10 protein-coding genes and 1 pseudogene are annotated in these 17,389 nt (G+C 61.4%); 6 read left to right on the top strand and 5 right to left on the bottom strand.

Going from position 1 to position 17,389, the window contains the following annotated elements:
* The first annotated feature begins 220 nt into the window (after positions 1–220).
* Positions 221–1,312 carry a hypothetical protein gene (locus ACP7D4_RS18240; RefSeq protein ID WP_426210545.1) on the top strand — a complete coding sequence of 364 codons (1,092 nt, stop codon included), beginning with the start codon at positions 221–223 and terminating at the stop codon, positions 1,310–1,312.
* Positions 1,313–1,419: 107 nt separating this feature from the next.
* On the opposite strand, the gene ACP7D4_RS18235 is transcribed toward ACP7D4_RS18240, so the two are convergent.
* The gene (locus ACP7D4_RS18235) at positions 1,420–1,791 is read right to left on the bottom strand and encodes a translational machinery protein (RefSeq protein WP_426103607.1); all 372 of its coding nucleotides are present in this window, start codon (positions 1,789–1,791) and stop codon (positions 1,420–1,422) included.
* 235 nt (positions 1,792–2,026) lie between these two features.
* Between ACP7D4_RS18235 and ACP7D4_RS18230 the strand changes: the two genes are divergently transcribed.
* Both ACP7D4_RS18230 and ACP7D4_RS18225 read left to right on the top strand, forming a co-directional pair.
* A complete protein-coding gene (locus ACP7D4_RS18230) occupies positions 2,027–3,211 on the top strand; it encodes a diguanylate cyclase (RefSeq protein WP_426210543.1) in 1,185 nt (394 codons plus the stop codon).
* Between the two features lie 86 nt (positions 3,212–3,297).
* Positions 3,298–3,740, top strand: a pseudogene (locus ACP7D4_RS18225) (Tn3 family transposase); the annotation flags it as partial.
* A gap of 311 nt (positions 3,741–4,051) precedes the next feature.
* Here the strand turns inward: ACP7D4_RS18225 and ACP7D4_RS18220 are convergent.
* Positions 4,052–5,779, bottom strand: coding sequence for a hypothetical protein (locus ACP7D4_RS18220; RefSeq protein ID WP_426103605.1), 1,728 nt, complete (start codon positions 5,777–5,779; stop codon positions 4,052–4,054).
* A gap of 449 nt (positions 5,780–6,228) precedes the next feature.
* On the opposite strand from ACP7D4_RS18220, the gene ACP7D4_RS18215 reads away from it, so the two are divergent.
* From ACP7D4_RS18215 to ACP7D4_RS18205, 3 genes are all read left to right on the top strand, one after another.
* Complete coding sequence (locus ACP7D4_RS18215) at positions 6,229–6,939, top strand: hypothetical protein (RefSeq protein ID WP_426103604.1); 711 nt, start codon at positions 6,229–6,231, stop codon at positions 6,937–6,939.
* A 38-nt stretch (positions 6,940–6,977) separates the two neighbouring features.
* Complete coding sequence (locus tag ACP7D4_RS18210; RefSeq protein ID WP_426103603.1) at positions 6,978–10,091, top strand: ATP-binding protein; 3,114 nt, start codon at positions 6,978–6,980, stop codon at positions 10,089–10,091.
* 749 nt (positions 10,092–10,840) lie between these two features.
* Positions 10,841–11,773 carry an SDR family NAD(P)-dependent oxidoreductase gene (locus tag ACP7D4_RS18205; RefSeq protein WP_426210541.1) on the top strand — a complete coding sequence of 311 codons (933 nt, stop codon included), beginning with the start codon at positions 10,841–10,843 and terminating at the stop codon, positions 11,771–11,773.
* A 213-nt stretch (positions 11,774–11,986) separates the two neighbouring features.
* Here ACP7D4_RS18205 and ACP7D4_RS18200 read toward each other — a convergent pair whose 3' ends face one another.
* From ACP7D4_RS18200 to ACP7D4_RS18190, 3 genes are all read right to left on the bottom strand, one after another.
* Positions 11,987–13,834, bottom strand: coding sequence for a pre-peptidase C-terminal domain-containing protein (locus ACP7D4_RS18200; RefSeq protein WP_426210539.1), 1,848 nt, complete (start codon positions 13,832–13,834; stop codon positions 11,987–11,989).
* A gap of 329 nt (positions 13,835–14,163) precedes the next feature.
* Complete coding sequence (locus ACP7D4_RS18195; RefSeq protein ID WP_426210538.1) at positions 14,164–15,507, bottom strand: sigma-54-dependent transcriptional regulator; 1,344 nt, start codon at positions 15,505–15,507, stop codon at positions 14,164–14,166.
* Positions 15,504–17,360 carry an ATP-binding protein gene (locus ACP7D4_RS18190; protein ID WP_426210536.1) on the bottom strand — a complete coding sequence of 619 codons (1,857 nt, stop codon included), beginning with the start codon at positions 17,358–17,360 and terminating at the stop codon, positions 15,504–15,506. Before ACP7D4_RS18190 ends, ACP7D4_RS18195 begins: the two co-directional genes overlap by 4 nt.
* Positions 17,361–17,389 lie beyond the last annotated feature (29 nt).

Genomic DNA, 17,389 nt, shown 5'->3' with positions numbered 1-17,389 from the left:
GGGCGCGCGGGCCGAGTATAGCACCGGCCACCCGATCGGTTTCGCGCCGGCGCCGCCTGCTGCCGGGCAATGCCCGCGCTCAGGACGCCAGTTACGCTATCCGAGTGCGGTTTGCATGCGACCATTTACGTGCAAGACGGGGCGTGCCGCCTTGACCTGTCTGCCGCGACTGGCCTGCTGGCGCTATAATTTCAATCTTTACTGCCTGCCTTTTCCCGCCATGCCAACCAAGCCCAGCCAAGCAGTCCGCCTTGCGCCGACCCAGACGTCGACCATCACATCAAAGGTGCGGGCGCAATTTAACGCGCTCGTCAGCAAGCTCGAAGCCGAGCGCAAGCGTTTGGCCGCGTGGCACGACGCGATGCCCAAGATGCGCGCCCGCGCCGACGCCGAATTGATGCCGCTGGGCGATCGTTTTGGCGAGTGCCAGCGCGAACTGATCATGTTGTTCGATACCGCCTACCAGACCAAGAAGCTGACCAAGAAGGAGCGCGAAAAACTGGCCGACCTGATTTGCGCGATGTCGCTCGAGATGCTGGAGGATGACGACGACAAGGAACTTGTAGAAATTTATGAACGCTACAGCGGCGCGGCCGAACTGGCGGACGATCCGGATTTCCAGGCCTTGAACGACATTATTGAGCAAATGATGAACGAAGCCGGCGCAAAGGCGGGTGACCCGTTCGGTCCGCCTGATGACGGCGACGACGAACCTGAAGCGCCACCCGGCGCGGCCGAAAAAGGCGGCGCCAAGGGTGCGGCCCGCAAGACCAGCGCGGCCGCAGGGCGCCAGGCGGAAGAGGAAAAGCGCCTGGCGCAGTCAGTCAGGGACATTTTCCGCAAGTTGGCCAGCGCCTTGCATCCGGACCGCGAAACCGATCCTGCCGAGCGAGACCGCAAGACGGGGTTGATGCAGCGCGCAAACGTGGCGTATGCAAGCAACGATTTGCTGGGGCTGCTGGAACTGCAGTTCGAGGTTGACCAGATTGATGCGACCAAGCTCGACACGCTGGGCGAAGCGCGCATCAAGCAATACAACAAGATGCTTGCCAAGCAAGTTGATGAGGTGCGCCTTGAAATTGGCGAGTTTGAGCACTGGCTGCAGTACGTCATGCATGTCTCCGCGCGCGGCAAGATCACGCCCGCGCTCATGGAGCGTTCGCTGACCGAAGAGATCAAGACATTCAAGATGAAAGTCGAAGGGATCGAGCAGGATCTGCAGGACTTCAAGGACGTCAAGGTACTCAAGGCATTCCTGAAGACCTATCATATTCCGCATCCTTTTGATCCCATGGATGGCTATTACGACTAAGCGATTGCGGTGAGTGGCAGTAGCGCCCGGCGCGCAGGTTCGCGCAGTTGACGGCGCAATGGAAAACGGCCCCAGATGGGGCCGTTTTCCATTGCGCGTGCGGCAGTTTAGTTCATCATGTCCGCTTTGACAAAATACTTGCGCGCGTATTCCAGCAGCTGGCCATCGTTCGGATGGTCAACGGTTTCAACGCTGACGACTTTGTCGGCGATCTCGGCGTGGTTCTTGTTCAGGTGCTTGATGAACGCAAGCTTTTCCTGGCCAGGCCCGACGATCAGGATTTCTTTGGACGCCAACAGTGCGGCAGCCACTTCATCCATGTAATCGGTGCTTTCGACGGCGCGGTTATTGCCCTGAACGCCATCCTTCTTGTGCTGCGACGTGGTCTTGACGACTTCGGTCTCGGCTGCGTCGCGGCTGAAATGGATGACATGAGCTTCGGTTTGGTCGAGCCAGACGATTGCGTGATTAAACGACATGGTGATTTCCTTAAATAGGGAGTTGCGCAGACCGATGGCCTGGGATGGGCAATGAAGCAAATGCGGCAAGCCGCCCGCGCCTTGGTCAGCGAATACGCCGAGTATGCGCCGTATGGACGCGTGCATCTGTACGGAAGCGAACAGATGCGCTTTGTTATATCAATCCTGGCCACAACGGTGTGCCAGCGGGTCGGGGTGTATGATCTGCTGATCAGAGGCAACAAATAACCCGACGATGGTCCATATCGATCCTGAATTACTGCGTACTGCCGGCCCTTCGCCTTATCGGAACGCGTACGAGAAAGGTTATGGCCGGCTCAAGTTTGATGGCGCGCTTGAGGGCGAGTTCCAGGTGTCTTATACCGAGGGGCACCTGGTTCGCGTGCGCCTGGCGGCTTACCTGATCATCGTGCTGTTTGCCGCATTTGTCGCCATCGATATATTTACGCTGCCGGCCACAGTTTGGTACTGGACCGTACCGATTCGCCTGGGCGGCATCATTCCTGCGTTTGTCGTGTTGCTGTACGTGAGTTACCGCCCGTCGCTGCATGCTTATTTGGGGCGCGTGGTGTACGGCGCGGCCATTGTCGCCGGCCTGGGCACCACGGCGGTGATTGGCGCGGCGTACCGGCTGGGCACGCAGATTCCGTATGAAGGTATTTTGCTGGTAGCGCTGTTTGTTTACCTGATCGCATGCTTGCAATGGTGGCGCGCCCTGGCTGCAAACGTGGTGACGCTGGTGGCGTTTGTTGCCATGGAGATGCTGTACCAGCGTGATGTGCAGGCGCGGCTTTATCAGATTATTTTTATGTGCGCGGCCAATGCGGTAGGTGCGTATGGGGGCTACTTCCTCGAGCACAGCGCGCGCACCATGTTCTTGATTAACAAGCTGCTCAATGAACTGGCCGAACTTGATGGGTTGACGGGCTTGGCGAACCGGCGCACGCTCAATATCCACCTGGACCGCATCTGGCGCCAGGCGCTGCGCGACCAGCAGGCGGTAGCGATTGCGATGATCGACATCGATCACTTTAAAAAATACAACGACCGCTATGGACATGCGCAAGGCGACGCGGCGCTGCGGGCGGTGGCTGATGTGATTGCGCACTATGCAAGAAGACCACTGGATATTACCGCCAGGTACGGCGGGGAAGAGTTTGCGGTGGTGTGGTTTCATCCGGCGGCATCTGAGTTGCCAGGTATGGCGGAGGAGATGACCAATGCTGTTGCCGCGCTGGGGATGGTGCATGCGGATAGTGAGTTTGGGAAAGTGACGATCAGTGTTGGGGTGGCCGTGCTGACACCGGAGGCGGGGCAGTCGAATGCGGATCTGTTGCGCGCGGCCGATAGTGCGCTGTACGAGGCCAAGCATTGGGGGCGCAACCGCATGGTTGTGAGCACAATCGCACAAAACAGGTAGTGTGGAAGCTTTAACCGCTGCATCCTTGTATCATTTTGGCACTTGGCGCAAAAAAGCAAGTTTTTAGCGCATTCCGACAAGACAAGCGTCAGAACGGTTTGGCGAGCGCGCTGCGCGAGCCGGGGCGCATTGAGCGCAGTCTGTTCATCCTGGACTAGTTGCAGAGCGTCGAGATGCGCCGGCGCGTGCACGCCGGTTTGAACAAGGGCGAGGCGCGCAACGCGCTGGCCAGGGCGGTGTTCTTCAACCGCCTGGGTAAAATCCGGGATCGCAGTTTCGAGCAACAGCGCTACCGCGCCAGCGGCCTCAATCTGGTGACGGCGGCCATCGTTCTGTGGAACACGGTGTACCTGGAACGTGCTACGAACGCCTTGCGCAGCCACGACTCGCGGTGGACGACGACTTGTTGCGCTACCTGTCGCTGCTGGGCTGGGAACACATCAACCTGACCGGCGACTATTTGTGGCGCGACAGCGCCAAGATCGGCGTCGGGAAATTCAGGCCGTTGCGTCCGCTGCCTAAGTCTTAACGTACTTTAAATTCCTTTTTCTGAGACGACCCCACATCGCCGATGAACTTGTTCCCCCGACCGTGATTTTCGTTCTGAGTCGCCAATGCCTTGTTTTAGACGAAACGGCACGCGCCTGTTCGCCGTTGGGCATCAATTCGTACTTGAAGGCTTGGAGTTTGAGCATACTGGGATCATATACAGCAATATATCATCCGCAAACTCATTTAGTACCACAAGGGACGGCTACGCCGTCCGCGCTCTTGACCCCGCCCCGAAAGGACGGGGCTTGCCGCGCAACCTGTTATTCGCCGACTCGGTCCCGGCTTGCTCTACTTCTGCTGATGCTGGAATAGGTAAGCAGGGTCCGGTTGCAGAAACGGGGTTTTTGTTTCGGCCGCGCCCACGACGACTGCTTCAATATGCGGCAATGATGGTCCACCAAACTTCTGCAAACTCACGTTAGCGGCGACGGCCTTGTTCAGCGCATCCTGGGCTGCTTTCTGGATCTCGGGTGTGACCTGTACGTCAGGTATATTCACCACCACAACATATTTTGCCGGCTCAACAAAGGTCATCTTGTGGATGACGTCGCCAAACTTGTCCTTCATGGCTGAGCCGGAACCACTGGACTCGGGCCGTCCGTCCAGCCATTTCTGGCGGTACCAGCTGTTGCTGAACTTGTTGATCTTGGCCTTAATTGCTGCGGCAACGTCCGGATGGGGGCCGTGCTGGGTCTGCTGCTGGAAGAGCTCCGATCCTTTCCATGTTTCGCGTTGCACGTGAACGAACTTGCCGTCTCTTAGTTCTACCTGAACGCTCGCGCTCTCACGATGTCCGCCCGAAAAATAGTCTACGTTTTCGGTCCGGGGGACGGTGATACGCGCCCCTGGTGCAACGCGGTCGCGGGCCGCTGGCTCGGCCTGCTCTCCGTACGAGCGACCCAGCGGCATCTCGCCACGGCCATGCATGACGTCCGGGTGCTCTCCCTTCTCGCGCGTGAAATCCGGTGGCTCAGCTTTGTGTGGGCCTAAAGGCACGTCTTCTTTGGTGGGATCGACCGTGCGCTCGGGCGCCGCCTCGGCTCCGGCGCGCATCCCGCCCACTACGCCCGCAACCTGCGCCGCGAACTCCGCCAACTCGGCGAGCTGCATGGCGGTCTCCATGCTCGCTCCGGCCGCGCGGGCGGCGCCATATACGCCGGCCTGCACGCTGCCTGCGCCTGCCGGATCGAGGGCTTTGCCTACCCGCTGCGCGTCCCCCTTCATGACGTCGTAGGCATTAGGATGCTCCTGAGCGCGCCACTTTTCAAACGCCTCTTGCCGTGCCTGACGAGCCGCCTCCCGCTCGCCTTCACGCGGCATGCGGACGGAAGGTCCCTCATACTTTTCACCATCACCGCTCTTGGCCTTTTCCAGTTTCTCGGCCTCATCAATTTTCTTCGGGATGCCATCTCGCAGCAGCAACTTTGACAGCTCAAATATCTTTTCAGTAACCGATAACTTGGCCGAATCGACGATGTGCGAAATCTCGACCCGGTGCTCCTTGATCCACCCGGCAAAAATCTTCTCGCCCGCGTGGGTTTCCTTCCAGTCCGCGCGGTCCGTCTTCGCAGGATGCTGATCCGCACCGGTATCGCCAGGCTTTGCCCTCTCTGGCGAAGGATGGGCCTGGTTCTTGACCGGCGCGTCTTTGTCGCCCACCGCTTGCACCGGTGGACGGTCATGCGCTTCCGCTGCCTTCGACTCGTCGGGGGCGGCCGCCTGGTCCTTCCCGGGCGCCTCCTTAGCGCCGGCGTGATCGGCCCTTGCAGGCTGATGGTACTGCCCGACGCTGTCGGCCGGCTGCTGCTTCTCGCCGCGAACTTTTTCGCTAGCAAAGCCCGTTTCCCCACTGCCAGAAAATGCCGCAAACGCTACGTCATCACGCCCAACTGATTTTTGTGTATCCTCCCGCAGGCGCTTGCCCGAAAAGAGAATGTCAGGTAAATTTGGGTTGCCGGTCGCCTCTGGTCGGTAACCCATCACTGGAGCGTCGTTGGGCTTGAGCTTGTCGTTCATTTGTACCACCTTTGCAAGAGACAATTTTCCTTACAACCGCTGCATCGAGTGTACTACCGGAGAAATGCATGCCGCAATCAAGACTCGACACGCTGTCCTCTTGGCGTTGCACTTTTTGTGGCCAGGACAATCCTGCTGACAAGCAGCAGTGCGGCACTTGCGATTCGGAACGAATCGGAGGCGATAGTCAGCGCGGGCGGAACTCCGCGCCAGTACCTATACCGGCGCCAGAGCTGACACCTGAGCCCAAATCGAAACCGAGACGAAAACCCAAGCCAAGACCTGATTCACAGTCAGCGCCACAACCAAAGGCACAGCCACGACCAAGACCGGCACCCAAGCCACCGCCGACGCCAGCTCCGTCGCCCAACATTACGCAATATTTTACCGGGATCGTCAGTCATGCCGGCATCGCGCCTGGGGGGGCTGTAGGAACTGGAACTGGTGCAGTGCGCCAGGTATTTGGCGGCAACGAGGGTGGTGGATTCGATTACGTCGACTTCCGTGTGCAGGCCTGGGAAGCTGGGCAACCAGGGCCAAAAGCTGTCCCCGTGCGGTGGTCGACCCGGGGACCAAGCGTTTTCGTCCATGACGGTGACACGGTCACGCTTGTCGGGCCTTCAGCGAACACTCCCTACGCACTCGTCAATCACAGCGCCCAATTGGTATGCACTGCAGGCAAGCGCAACGCAGCCCTCAAGGTTATCGAATTGGTCTTCATGCTTATACTGTCCACCTTCTTCGGTCTCATGTGCGCGGCGTATGTCAGAAGCGTTACGGGCATGCTGATACCGTACCTAATAGTTCTCTATCCGGTGTTGCGCAAAATGCGGCGCATCGCACAAGACTGTCACCACAACTCCCAGTGCGGTGTCTATACAGCCGTAGCGAACAAGCTCATCAGCTGGAAGCCAGCCAACCATACGGCTCCAGCGGGTCTGGTCGAGGGGGTGATGGTCATCAACGTGCGCGAGGGCGAAAAGACAGTGGGATGGGAAGTTTTTCGTATCGCCGTGGACGGACGGGACGACGATAAATTGGTATGCGCAGTCCGTTCTGAACATTCCAAGAGTGCACTGCGGGCAGGAGACAGCGTCAGATTGCCCGGGACCGTTACCCGAGGCAGGATCAATACGATCCGCACATTCGAACTCGACTGAGCCGTATACCCGCCGACAACTTGAGAAAGGCGAACCACATGAGCGTGAAGATGTCTGGCAATCTATCTCTCGACGCCCTGCAGCGCATCAGCTACGAACCGGACTTCACGCAAGCCCAGCAAGAGGCACCGGTCGCAGCCAGCGCCATGTTCACGTTAGCCGAGTTCGGCGTCGAGATGACTGATGCGCGCCACACAGAGCCGCGGCGGCTGCAAACCACAGTGTTTGGCGCTGCCGCTGCCGGTGCCGGTGCCGCACCCCAAGAGTTGCCGCGTCTGGCCAGCCTGCTAGTGGGCGCGCATGGGGTCGGCACAGGTATATCGTTCGGGGTCACGTCGGCCGGTGGACGGATCAGCGTGCACAGCGGACACTTTCAACGCAACGCCAAGAGCACGACCGCAATCGGGCGCGCGCTGATGCTGCGCCTGCTGCGCAGCCATGTGGCACCGGTGCGAGCGCACGCAGCCGCGGCAGCCACTTGGACCGGCTTCGAGAGGGGTGGCCTCGCGTTGGGTATTCCACTGCCACAATCAGAAGTGGGCACCGCAGGGCGTCCCGTTGACCGCCTGATCCGCGCCCTGATCGGGAGCACCTGGGGCTACCAGGTTTTGGCTGAGCCGATCGCTTCGGCCGGAATCACCAAACTGCGCGACTTGGTATTGGCCGAGATTCGCCGGGCCGACGCCGCCAGGGCTGCCGCAGGAGTCACCGATCCGCAGGCGCAGCGCTATGTCGACTTGCTGCAGGCGTCACTGCACGATCTGTCTCTAGGCGCTGCGCTTGGTTTATGGCGCACGGCCACTTATCTGCTGGCGTCGGAGTCGAATTTCCAAGAGCTCGCGGCGCTATGGCGCGGCTTGTACTCCGAAGGCGGCATCAGCCGTGAGCCGATACGCATTGCCGAAGACACAGTGGTGCTGGACTGGGCGCGACGGCAAGCGATGCCGCTCGGCCCCTCCGTGGAAATGTTCAATCCGTTTCCATTCCAAAGTCTGCTGACATCACATCAGTTGGCCCACCTGGTCGACCTTCCGTCGCAGGAGGCACCTGGCATCATCATACGGAAGTATGCCCGCTTCGACACAGCGCCGACCATCGGTGCAGTTGCTGATCGCAGCGCCCTTGTTGGCCATATCGACTACGCCGGCGTCCAGACCGAGCCCTACCGGATCGACCTCAACTCCCTAACGCGGCACGTATTCGTGGCCGGTGTGACGGGCGCTGGGAAGACGAATACGATGGTGCACATACTTCGCCAGTTGCACGAACACGGCATTCCGTTCCTGGTGCTGGAGCCAGCCAAAAGCGAATACCGCGCCTTACAGGCCGATGGTGTGCTCAAGGATGCGCTGTCAATCTACACAGTAGGGGATGAGCGCACCGCGCCGATCAGGATCAACCCGTTCGAAGTGGTTGGCTGGCCGGCCACATCGGTCAGCGTGCACATCGATCTGCTGCGCTCCTGCTTTGCCGCGAGCTTCGGACTCTGGTCGCCGCTGCCACAAATCCTGGAACAATGCCTGCACGAGGTCTACCGCGATGAAGGCTGGGACCCGGTGACCAATACCAATCATCGACTGGGACCGGGCGACGACCCATTCCAAGCTTTTCCCACGCTGACCGCGCTGGCAGAGAAGGTCGACACCTATATTCATACCCTCGGTTACGATGACCGGGTCCGCGCCGACTTGCGAGCGGCCCTGTTGACGCGCGTGAACGGTCTGCGCGTTGGCGGCAAGGGGGCGATGTTCGACACGCGCGCCTCGATGTCCATGGCGGCCCTGCTGGCTAGTCCGTGCGTGCTGGAATTGCAGAACCTGGGCGACGACGACGACAAAGCTTTTCTCATGGCACTATTGTTCATACGGCTGGTCGAGCATCGCCGCAGCACTGTCTCCGGACGCGAACTGAGTCACCTGCTGGTCATCGAGGAAGCTCACCGCCTCCTGACCAATACGGGCGGGAAGTCCGGCAATCCGGAACAGGCCGACCCGCGGGGCAAGGCCATTGAAACCTTCGGCAACCTGATATCGGAAATCCGCGCCTACGGCCAAGGCATCGCCATTGTTGACCAAGTGCCCACCAAGTTGGCTCCGGACGTCATCAAGAACACCAATCTGAAAATCGCGCACCGGATCGTCGCCATCGATGACCGCGAAGTTCTGGCCGGTGCGATGGCGATGAACCCGCAGCAGACAGCTGCGCTGGCGACCTTCGGAGTCGGCGTCGTAGCCGTTTTCCAGGACGGCGAGGACGCGCCATTACTGCTAAGCGTTCCCGCCGTGAAGGACAACCTGGGAACGTCGCCCACAGATGCAGACGTTCGGGTGCTAATGCGCGCTCGCCAGGGTAGTCCCGACCTTGCGGTGCCGGCAGGGCCCCATCCTTGGTGTACCAGTACCTGCGGTGGCGCCGGTGCATGCCAGGTGCCGGACACTTCAGACCCTTTGCTGCTGCAGGCGTATTCGAAGGTAGTGGTCTCGGCGCTGGGCGACCCTATGTCGCTGCGCGACCGGCTGGCGGCATTTGCGCGGACAGCCAGCATGCGGCTCGGCTCAGCGCTGACGCAGCGCCAGCTGGTGTGCCTGTGCTCGACCCTGGGCGGCCGGCTGGCGAGGCGCTGGGGTGCGCCCCTGATGGCCGAGCACGGCAAAGCGCAGAGGTTCGCGGAGGCGCTTGCGAACGCCTGTTCCGAAAGCCTAAATACGGGCGTCAGGGCGAGCACGGCGAAAGAATTTAGAGATGCTGCGCGCACGCTGTTGGGCGATGCCTACCCGGACTTTTGCAGCGCATGCCAGCTTGTCCGCGAAAGGTTTGGTGACACCCAGCCCTGTTTCAGCCGCGCCGCAGTGCTGAGCGCGGTGAACGATGGAAAGATCTTGTCCAGGCTGTCGGAGGCGCTCAACGGGGACTTCGCCGATGCCGATCCCACGCTTGGCCGCACGTCTCAAGTCGTCAACGACGCCGCCTACGAGCTAATCGATTTTCCAGATGAAACCTCAGCCGCGCCTTTGGGAGAAGGCAGCCGCGCGCGGCGCTGCCTTTTTTGCGTGGCATTTCACGGCATGGTCGCGGCCCGGCCTTGGGACCACGGGAGGGTTGGTGCGGAGCTGGCGAAACTGGCGCGCAGGTTCGAGCCTACGCCCGAATGAAGTGGCCGGAATTTTCGGAAACCCGTAGCGGAACAGTTCCGTCTGCGTGTTTATCCATGAATGCTAGCCGCCGCTGTCCGGGGATAGCGATGTGAAGCGGAATTCTCTCTCCAAACTGGTTCCGGCTCCCGAGGACGGCTGCGCCGTCCTCGCTCTTGTCTAGGCGCGGCATTGCCTCCGGCCGTAGCAGCGCAACCGCCAGCTCGGTTCGTACCTGCTCGGCCGCGCTGCGCTCGTGTACGGTTTCTTCGTGCGCGGCGAGCATGTCCGTCAACATTGGTCAATGGAAGAGCGGAATCAAACATGGGAGGTTGGGCACATGGACAGAGTAGACGCAGCAAAGCGTAGTCGAATCACGGCGCACGTTCGCTCGAAAGGAGCGTGGCCCGAAATGGCTGTGCGGCACATGGTTAACGCCGCTGGCTTTAGGTTGTTGCATTGCCCGTTGCCTCCCGGGTGACCCGATCTCGTGTTTGCGAAACGGAGAAAATAAATCTCTATTCACGGATGCTTTTGGCAATGAGAATTTGTCGGACGTTGAAGGTCGTGGCGTGCCATGGGAATTTTTAGCCGCAGAAAGTTGTATGCAGTTAATGCGTAGATTCCTCTGAATCCCGGATCGCACGGTAAATTTTCTTGACTAAAATTATTCAGATCGTGTTGCCTGTCTATATTTCTTTCTGCGATGCTTGTTACAAGCTGGCACAGTGACGAGCTAAAATGAGTGAGTTTTTTCTGCAACGAACAGGATGGAAATGGAATTTAGAGATCAAGTTGTCATAGTTACTGGCGCAGGAAACGGCCTCGGCCGCCAACACGCCCTGGCCCTCGCCGCCCGCGGCGCCAAAGTCGTCGTCAACGACTTCAGCCCCCCAATCACGGCCGCGGATGGCACGACCGCCACCCCCGCCGACTTGGTCGTGCGCGAAATCCAAGCCGCCGGTGGCACCGCCATGGCTTTCAACTGCTCCGTCACCGACGAAGCAGCAGTCGCGGCCATGGTTGCCGCCACCATGGCCGCATGGGGTCGCATCGACATCCTGGTCAACAACGCAGGTATCTTGCGCGACAAGAGCTTTTCCAAGATGCCACTGGACGACTTCCGTCTCATCGTCGACGTGCACCTGATGGGCGCAGCCATTTGCACCCAGGCGGTCTGGAACATCATGCGCGCCCAAAAGTATGGCCGCGTCGTGATGACAACATCGTCCTCGGGCCTGTACGGCAACTTTGGCCAGGCCAACTACGGCGCAGCCAAGATGGCGCTGGTCGGCCTGATGCAGACCCTGTCGATCGAGGGCGCGCGCGATGGCATCCACGTCAACTGCCTGGCGCCCACCGCCGCCACCAAGATGACCGAGGGCATCATGCCGCCCGCCGTGCTGGAAAAGCTGGCGCCGGAATCGGTCACGCCCGGGTTGCTGTACTTGGTGTCGAAGGAGGCGCCTACCCGCGTCATCCTGTGCGCCGGCGCGGGCACATTTGAACGCGCGTACATCACCATGACTGCGGGCGTGCATATCGGCACCGGTGACGATGCGGCCGAGCGGGTTGCCGAGAATTTTGAGGCGATTTCCGATCGCGGCGATGAGACCGTACCGATGGATGGATCCGCGCAGGGGTTAAATGAGGTGGGAAAGGCGATGGCTGCGTTGGCAGGGGACGAGGAGTACGGGCGGTAGCAGGGGGTTTGGTGGGCGGCGCGGCGCAGGCATGGCTCGCGTCTTGGGTGATGCCGGCGCTGGCGGAATGCGCGCGTTGCGCTTTTCCGCCCTACTTGATGTGCCCGGATAATAGGGGCGCATCGGCTTCGTCAGGGCACAAGGATAATCAGCTGCCGCGCACCCAACTGAAAACGGACGCCTGGGGCGTCCGTTTTCACTCAGCAGTTGCCCTTATGGCGCGTAAGTCGCTTTGACGCTGACGCCCGAGATAGCCGAATATGTGTTCACGCCAACGTAATACGTGCCGGCGGCGGGCGCGCTGACGGTACAGGTTTCCGTCGCGGCAGGGCTGTCCGATTTGCAGGTGTAGCTGGTGGCCGACGGCAGCGAGCCCAGTTTGACGAACAGGTCCGGGTCGCCGCCCGGGCTGCTCAGCTCAAACTTCACGCTCGTTTTCCCGGCGGGGACCGCGAACTGAAAGTGCTGCCAGGCGCCGGCCGCCGCGCCCTGTCCACTCGTCCAGACGCCATTTGCCAGCACCGGATAGCTGGTGCCGCCGCCGCTCAACGTGCCTTTCATGCCAAACCACCCGAGCGACGAGTAGTTCGAAAAACCGTTGGCCGGGGTGCCCTCGGCGCCGCCGCGCACCACGATCCGGTAAGTGCCGGCCGGCAGCGACAGGTTGGTGAATTGCGCCGAGCGATTCACCGACAAGTTACTCGATGCAACCACGGTATTGGCAGCGTTGTAGATCGTCGCCGAAACGTCGAGCATGCGCAGGTATTCGAGCGGGTCGATACGCAGGTTCAGCGTGGCCACGCCGCCGGTGGTAAACGTAAAGGTGTCGGTGTCGGTGTTGCGCTCGATCTGGCCAAAATTGCTGGTCGGCTCAATCGCCCCATTGCTGGCGACTACCAGGGCGCGCGAAGTGGGGTTGTCGTCTGCCATGTACGGCACCTGTTCGCCACTGTTCATGGTGGTCAGGTCGTCTTCTTTGTTGGTTGCCGTCGTGTATTCGCCCCGGCTCCAGGTCCACAGCTGATTGGCCCAGTTCGCGCCCATCCAGTAGTTGCCCATGATCGGACCCCACTGGTAGGCGGCGATGCCTTCGAAGTATTCGCCGCCGCTGCCGCCGCCATCGTGGTTCATGCCCATCTGGTGACCAATTTCGTGCGCGCCGGTCATACCGATGCCGTATCCATAGTCAAAGCCGGACCCCGGATTGCGGTACAGCGTGCCTGCGGCCGTGGTGCCGAAGGAATGGAGGGGAGCGAACGAACGGCCGTCTTGATTGATGAAGTTGATGATGCCGGTCCGCAGGGGATTGGCCGCGCGCGCCGCGTTGTAGACGGCCACGTTGGTCGTCACGTTCAGATTGAACATCGAATACTGGTCGGCGATCGATTGCCAGGCGCGGTACATGTTTTCGCGGGTCACGCCATTTAGTGGCGTGGAGCCGCTCATCACGGCCGCGAGGTTCAGGTAAAACACGTAGGGGCTGCCGGCTTTGCTTTGCAGCTGCAGCACGTCTTGATTCTGATAGGGGCCGATATGCGGTGCCTGGCGCAGCGCCATGGGGCTGTACACCGGATGCACCGCGCCCGCGAGCAAGGTCATCCCGGCGGCACGCGCGTTGCTGTAATCGGGGTCGAAATCAGGGACGATTTTCTTGATGTCGACTTCCGTCAGCCATACCTTGCCGGCCGCATCAGTGGTGTATTCGAAGGCTTGCCTGGTAGCGTATTTGAGCAGGTAGCCGTACAATTTTTTCTTGTTGCCTTTGAGGATGAAAACCGAATTGGGTGTATCGATCGCGGTGCCGCTGATCGAGACGTTCCCGTCTTTCTCAAAGTAGTCGCGGATATTTGCTGCAACCACATTTCCCTTCACCGAGTGTGCTACCAGCGAGCGGCCGTTGGCGCGCTGGGCGGCAAGAGCTTTGACGACGGTGTCGATGCTGCCAATGTCGATACCGCCGGCTTGGGAAAGTGTTGCCGCTGATGGCGGCTTGTCTTGTGCCATCGCGCCACTGGAAATGAAGGCTGCGAGCAAGAATCGCCCCGTGTGATGAAGTGTCATGTGTCGTCCGTTATAGTGTGCTTGTTGTCGGGAACGTAAAATGGCACCGCTTCAAGCAGTACCATTGAAAGCTATCGGTGTTCCAGTTCCGATGTGCTAACATTAGCAGAATATAATGTTTCTAATGCGAAAATCTGACCTTTCCTTCCTTCGCAAAACCCGCCCCTAGCGAAGCGGAATATCATGCTGGTTCAGGCCGGTAAAAATGGCTGAAATACCAGAAATAGGCATTAACCGATAAATAAATACACGGTCACAATCGCCATTTCCATTGATTGTTGTGTTTAATTCTGGTCACTTGTTGGCGATTCTCCACAACCTCTCCACATCTAACGCAGCGCGTACCGCTTCATCTTGTTCAGCAGCCCCACCCGCGAGATGCCGAGCTGTTTCGCGGCATGGGTATGATTGTGGTCAGTCTCGTCCAGCGCCGCCACGATCAGGCGCTTCTCCAGCGCCGCTACCTGCGCATCGAGCGAGCCATCGAGCGCCGCATGCGAAGGCCCGGGCGCTTCGCCACAGGCCAGCGCCAGATCATCCACCGAAATGCACGGCTCGTCCCCGGCCAGCGCCGCCGCAGTCTGCATCGAATGCTGCAGTTCGCGCACATTGCCCGGCCAGCTGCGCGACAGCAGCCACTCCAGCGCCGCCGGCGCCAGGCGCTTGGGCGGCGCCATGCGCGCGGCCAGCGCCTGCACGATCAAAGCCACATCTTCGGCGCGCTCGGCCAGCGCGGTGGTGCGCACCTGGATCCCCTTCAACCGATAATACAAGTCGTCCCTGAACGTCTTGTCTTCCACCATGGTCGCCAGGTCGCGGTTGGTGGCGGCCACCACGCGCACGTCCACCTTGGTCTCGGTCCGCGCGCCCACCGCAAAAAAGCTGCCGGCCTGCAGAAAGCGCAGCAGCTTGACCTGCATCGCCAGCGGCATGTCGCCAATCTCGTCGAGGAACAGCGTGCCGCCGTTGGCCGTGGCGATCAGCCCCGGCCTGTCGCGGTCCGCGCCCGTAAAACTGCCTTTGCAGTGGCCGAACAATTCACTCTCGAACAGCTCCGGCGGAATCGCGCCGCAGTGCACCGCCACAAACGCCTTGGCGCTGCGCTTGCCGTTGGCGTGCAGCGCGCGCGCCACCAGTTCCTTGCCGGTGCCGCTGGGGCCCGTGATCATCACCGGCACGTCGGTGGGGGCGATGCGGCGAATCAGCGCGCGCAGTTCGCGCAGGTCGGCGCTGATGCCGATCAGGCCCATGGTGGCGTCGGCCGGCAGCGCGCGCTCGCGCATGTCGGCCAGCTCGCGCTCCAGCCGGCGCTTGGTCAGCGCGCGCTCCACCACTACCTTCAGCAAATCCGGGTCCAGCGGCTTGGGCAAAAAGTCCCAGGCGCCCGCGCCGATGGAACGCAGCGCCAGTTCGCGGTCGGCGTGGCCGGTCATTACCACCACCGGCGCGGGGGCCAGGCCGGGCAGCAGCGCCAAGCCTTCGTCGGGTAAAAAAGAGGGCGGCAGCGCCAGGTCCAGCAGCACCAGGTCAAAGGTGTGCCGGGCGCATAGCGCGACCACTTGTTCGGCCGATGCTGCGACCTTGACGTCGTAGCCAAGGCTGGCGAGCCAGTTGCCGCACAGGCGCTGGAATGCGGGTTCGTCGTCGACGAGGAGGATACGTTCGGTGGTCATGGGTTGCCTGGCAAGGTGAGTTCAAAACAGCAGTTCCAGCCTTCGCGCGTGGCCAGGCGCACCGTGCCGCCGTGCGCCTCCACCAGCCGGCGCACGATGGCAAGACCGAGGCCGGTGCCGCCCGGGCGGCGCGTGGTAAACGGCTGGAACAAGCCCGCGGCAAGGTCGGCCGGCACGCCGGGGCCGTTGTCGCATACGCGCAGATTGATCATGCCGTCGGCCTGGCGTGCGGCGGTGACTTCAATGCGTGGCGCGGCGCGTCCGCGCATCATGGCAATGGCGTTGCCGATCAGGTTATTGAGTATCTGCTCGCCGCGCAGCGGGTCGATCAGCGCGCACAGCGTGTCGTCGATGGCCACGGCAATGGGCTGGCCGGGAAAGCTGGCCACCACGCGCTGCACCAGTTCGGCCACCGGCACCGGTTGCCGGTTCAGCCGCACTTCGCCCGAGTAACTGAGCAAGTCCTGGATCAGGTGGTCGGCCCGTTCGATCTGGGCGCGGATTTCGGCCCGCGTTTCGGGCGGCGAGCCGACGGCGGCCATGCTGATGATGTTGAGCGGGTTGCGCAGCTCGTGCGCCACGGTTGCGGCCAGCCCGCCCAGTTCGAGCAGGTGGGCTTTTTGCATGCGCTCCTTTTCGTGTTCGGCATAGCGCAGCAGTTGTTCGAGCCGCGCGGCGGCGGCGGCCAGGAGCGCGCCAAATACTTCGCCCACGCGCAGCACGCCGGGCGTGGCGCCTTCAAATTCGATCAGGTCGCTGTGCCAGTGCGCGCCGTGCTGGCCGCTTGCCGCCACCGGGTAGCAATGGATGCCCGGTGTGCCGGGCGTTGGCAAGGCGGCGCCCAGCGCCACCACCATTGGCTGGCGCAGGTGCGCGCCCAGCGTGGCGCCGGCAGCCTGTTCCAGCGCCTGCCAGCTGTCGGCGGCATCGAGCCGGGCGCGCCAGCCGGCCAGCACGCCGGTTTCAAGATGGGCGCCGGGGAAAATCAGCTTTTCCATGGCGCGCCGCGACGGCCCCTCGAGCACCAGCATCACGCCCAGCATGGCCGAGCCGAGCAGCCAAAGCTGCCAGAGCGGGATTGCGGCGAGCGACGCCACGCCCGTGCGCGCGGCCATGCTGAGCAGCAGGCCAGCCAGCGCCACGGTCACGGCGGTGGCCAGCAGCCAGGCGAGCAGGCGGTTGGCCCACAGGTTCACGGCCATCAGGTCGTAGCGCAAGATTCCAAATACGAGCAGCAGCGCGTAGCCGGGGAACAGGATCACGCTGTACGGGAAGATGGGGATGCCGAAAGACGGATTGAGAAACATCAGCGTGGAGGCCGATCCCCACGCGCCCGAAAAGCAGATCGCCAGGATTTTGCCGCGCCGTTTGGGCGCGGCGCCGGGCAGCTCGGCCAGGACCAGGAAGTAGGCCCACAGGCTGATGCTGCTGACGAAAATACCAGGCACCCAGCCCGCGGCGGGAAAGAGATAAAAGCGCTTGAAGCCGAGCCAGGGCGTCATTGCGCCCATGTCCGTCACCTGCACCATCACCACCGTGGCCACGCCCAGCGCGTAGCACACCAGCAGTTGGCGCGGCTTGTCGCGGTTCAGGAAGCGGAACACGAAGTGCAGAAAAAATACGGGGTTCAGGGGGCCGCAGTTGATCAAGCGCTTGCCCAGTTGGGCGGTGCTGTCGTCGCCCAGGTTGATGGCCAGCTGGCCCAGGCTCCAGCAGCCCACGCCCACGCAAAACAGCGCCAGCGGCTTGATGCCGCTCTGGTGCGGCCCCTTGGCCCACAGCCAGCCGGCCAGCGCCAGGCTGACCGCGCATTGCACCGCGAGCGAGAAGTAATAAAGGCCGTACAAATCCATGGGCGCCAGCAGAGCTTGGTAGTCCGAAG

The organism is Massilia sp. TWP1-3-3, assembly GCF_049897805.1.
GTDB lineage: Bacteria > Pseudomonadota > Gammaproteobacteria > Burkholderiales > Burkholderiaceae_D > Telluria_A.
The sequence above is the reverse complement of the archived record's forward strand: the minus strand, read 5'-3'. Positions and strand labels throughout refer to the sequence as shown.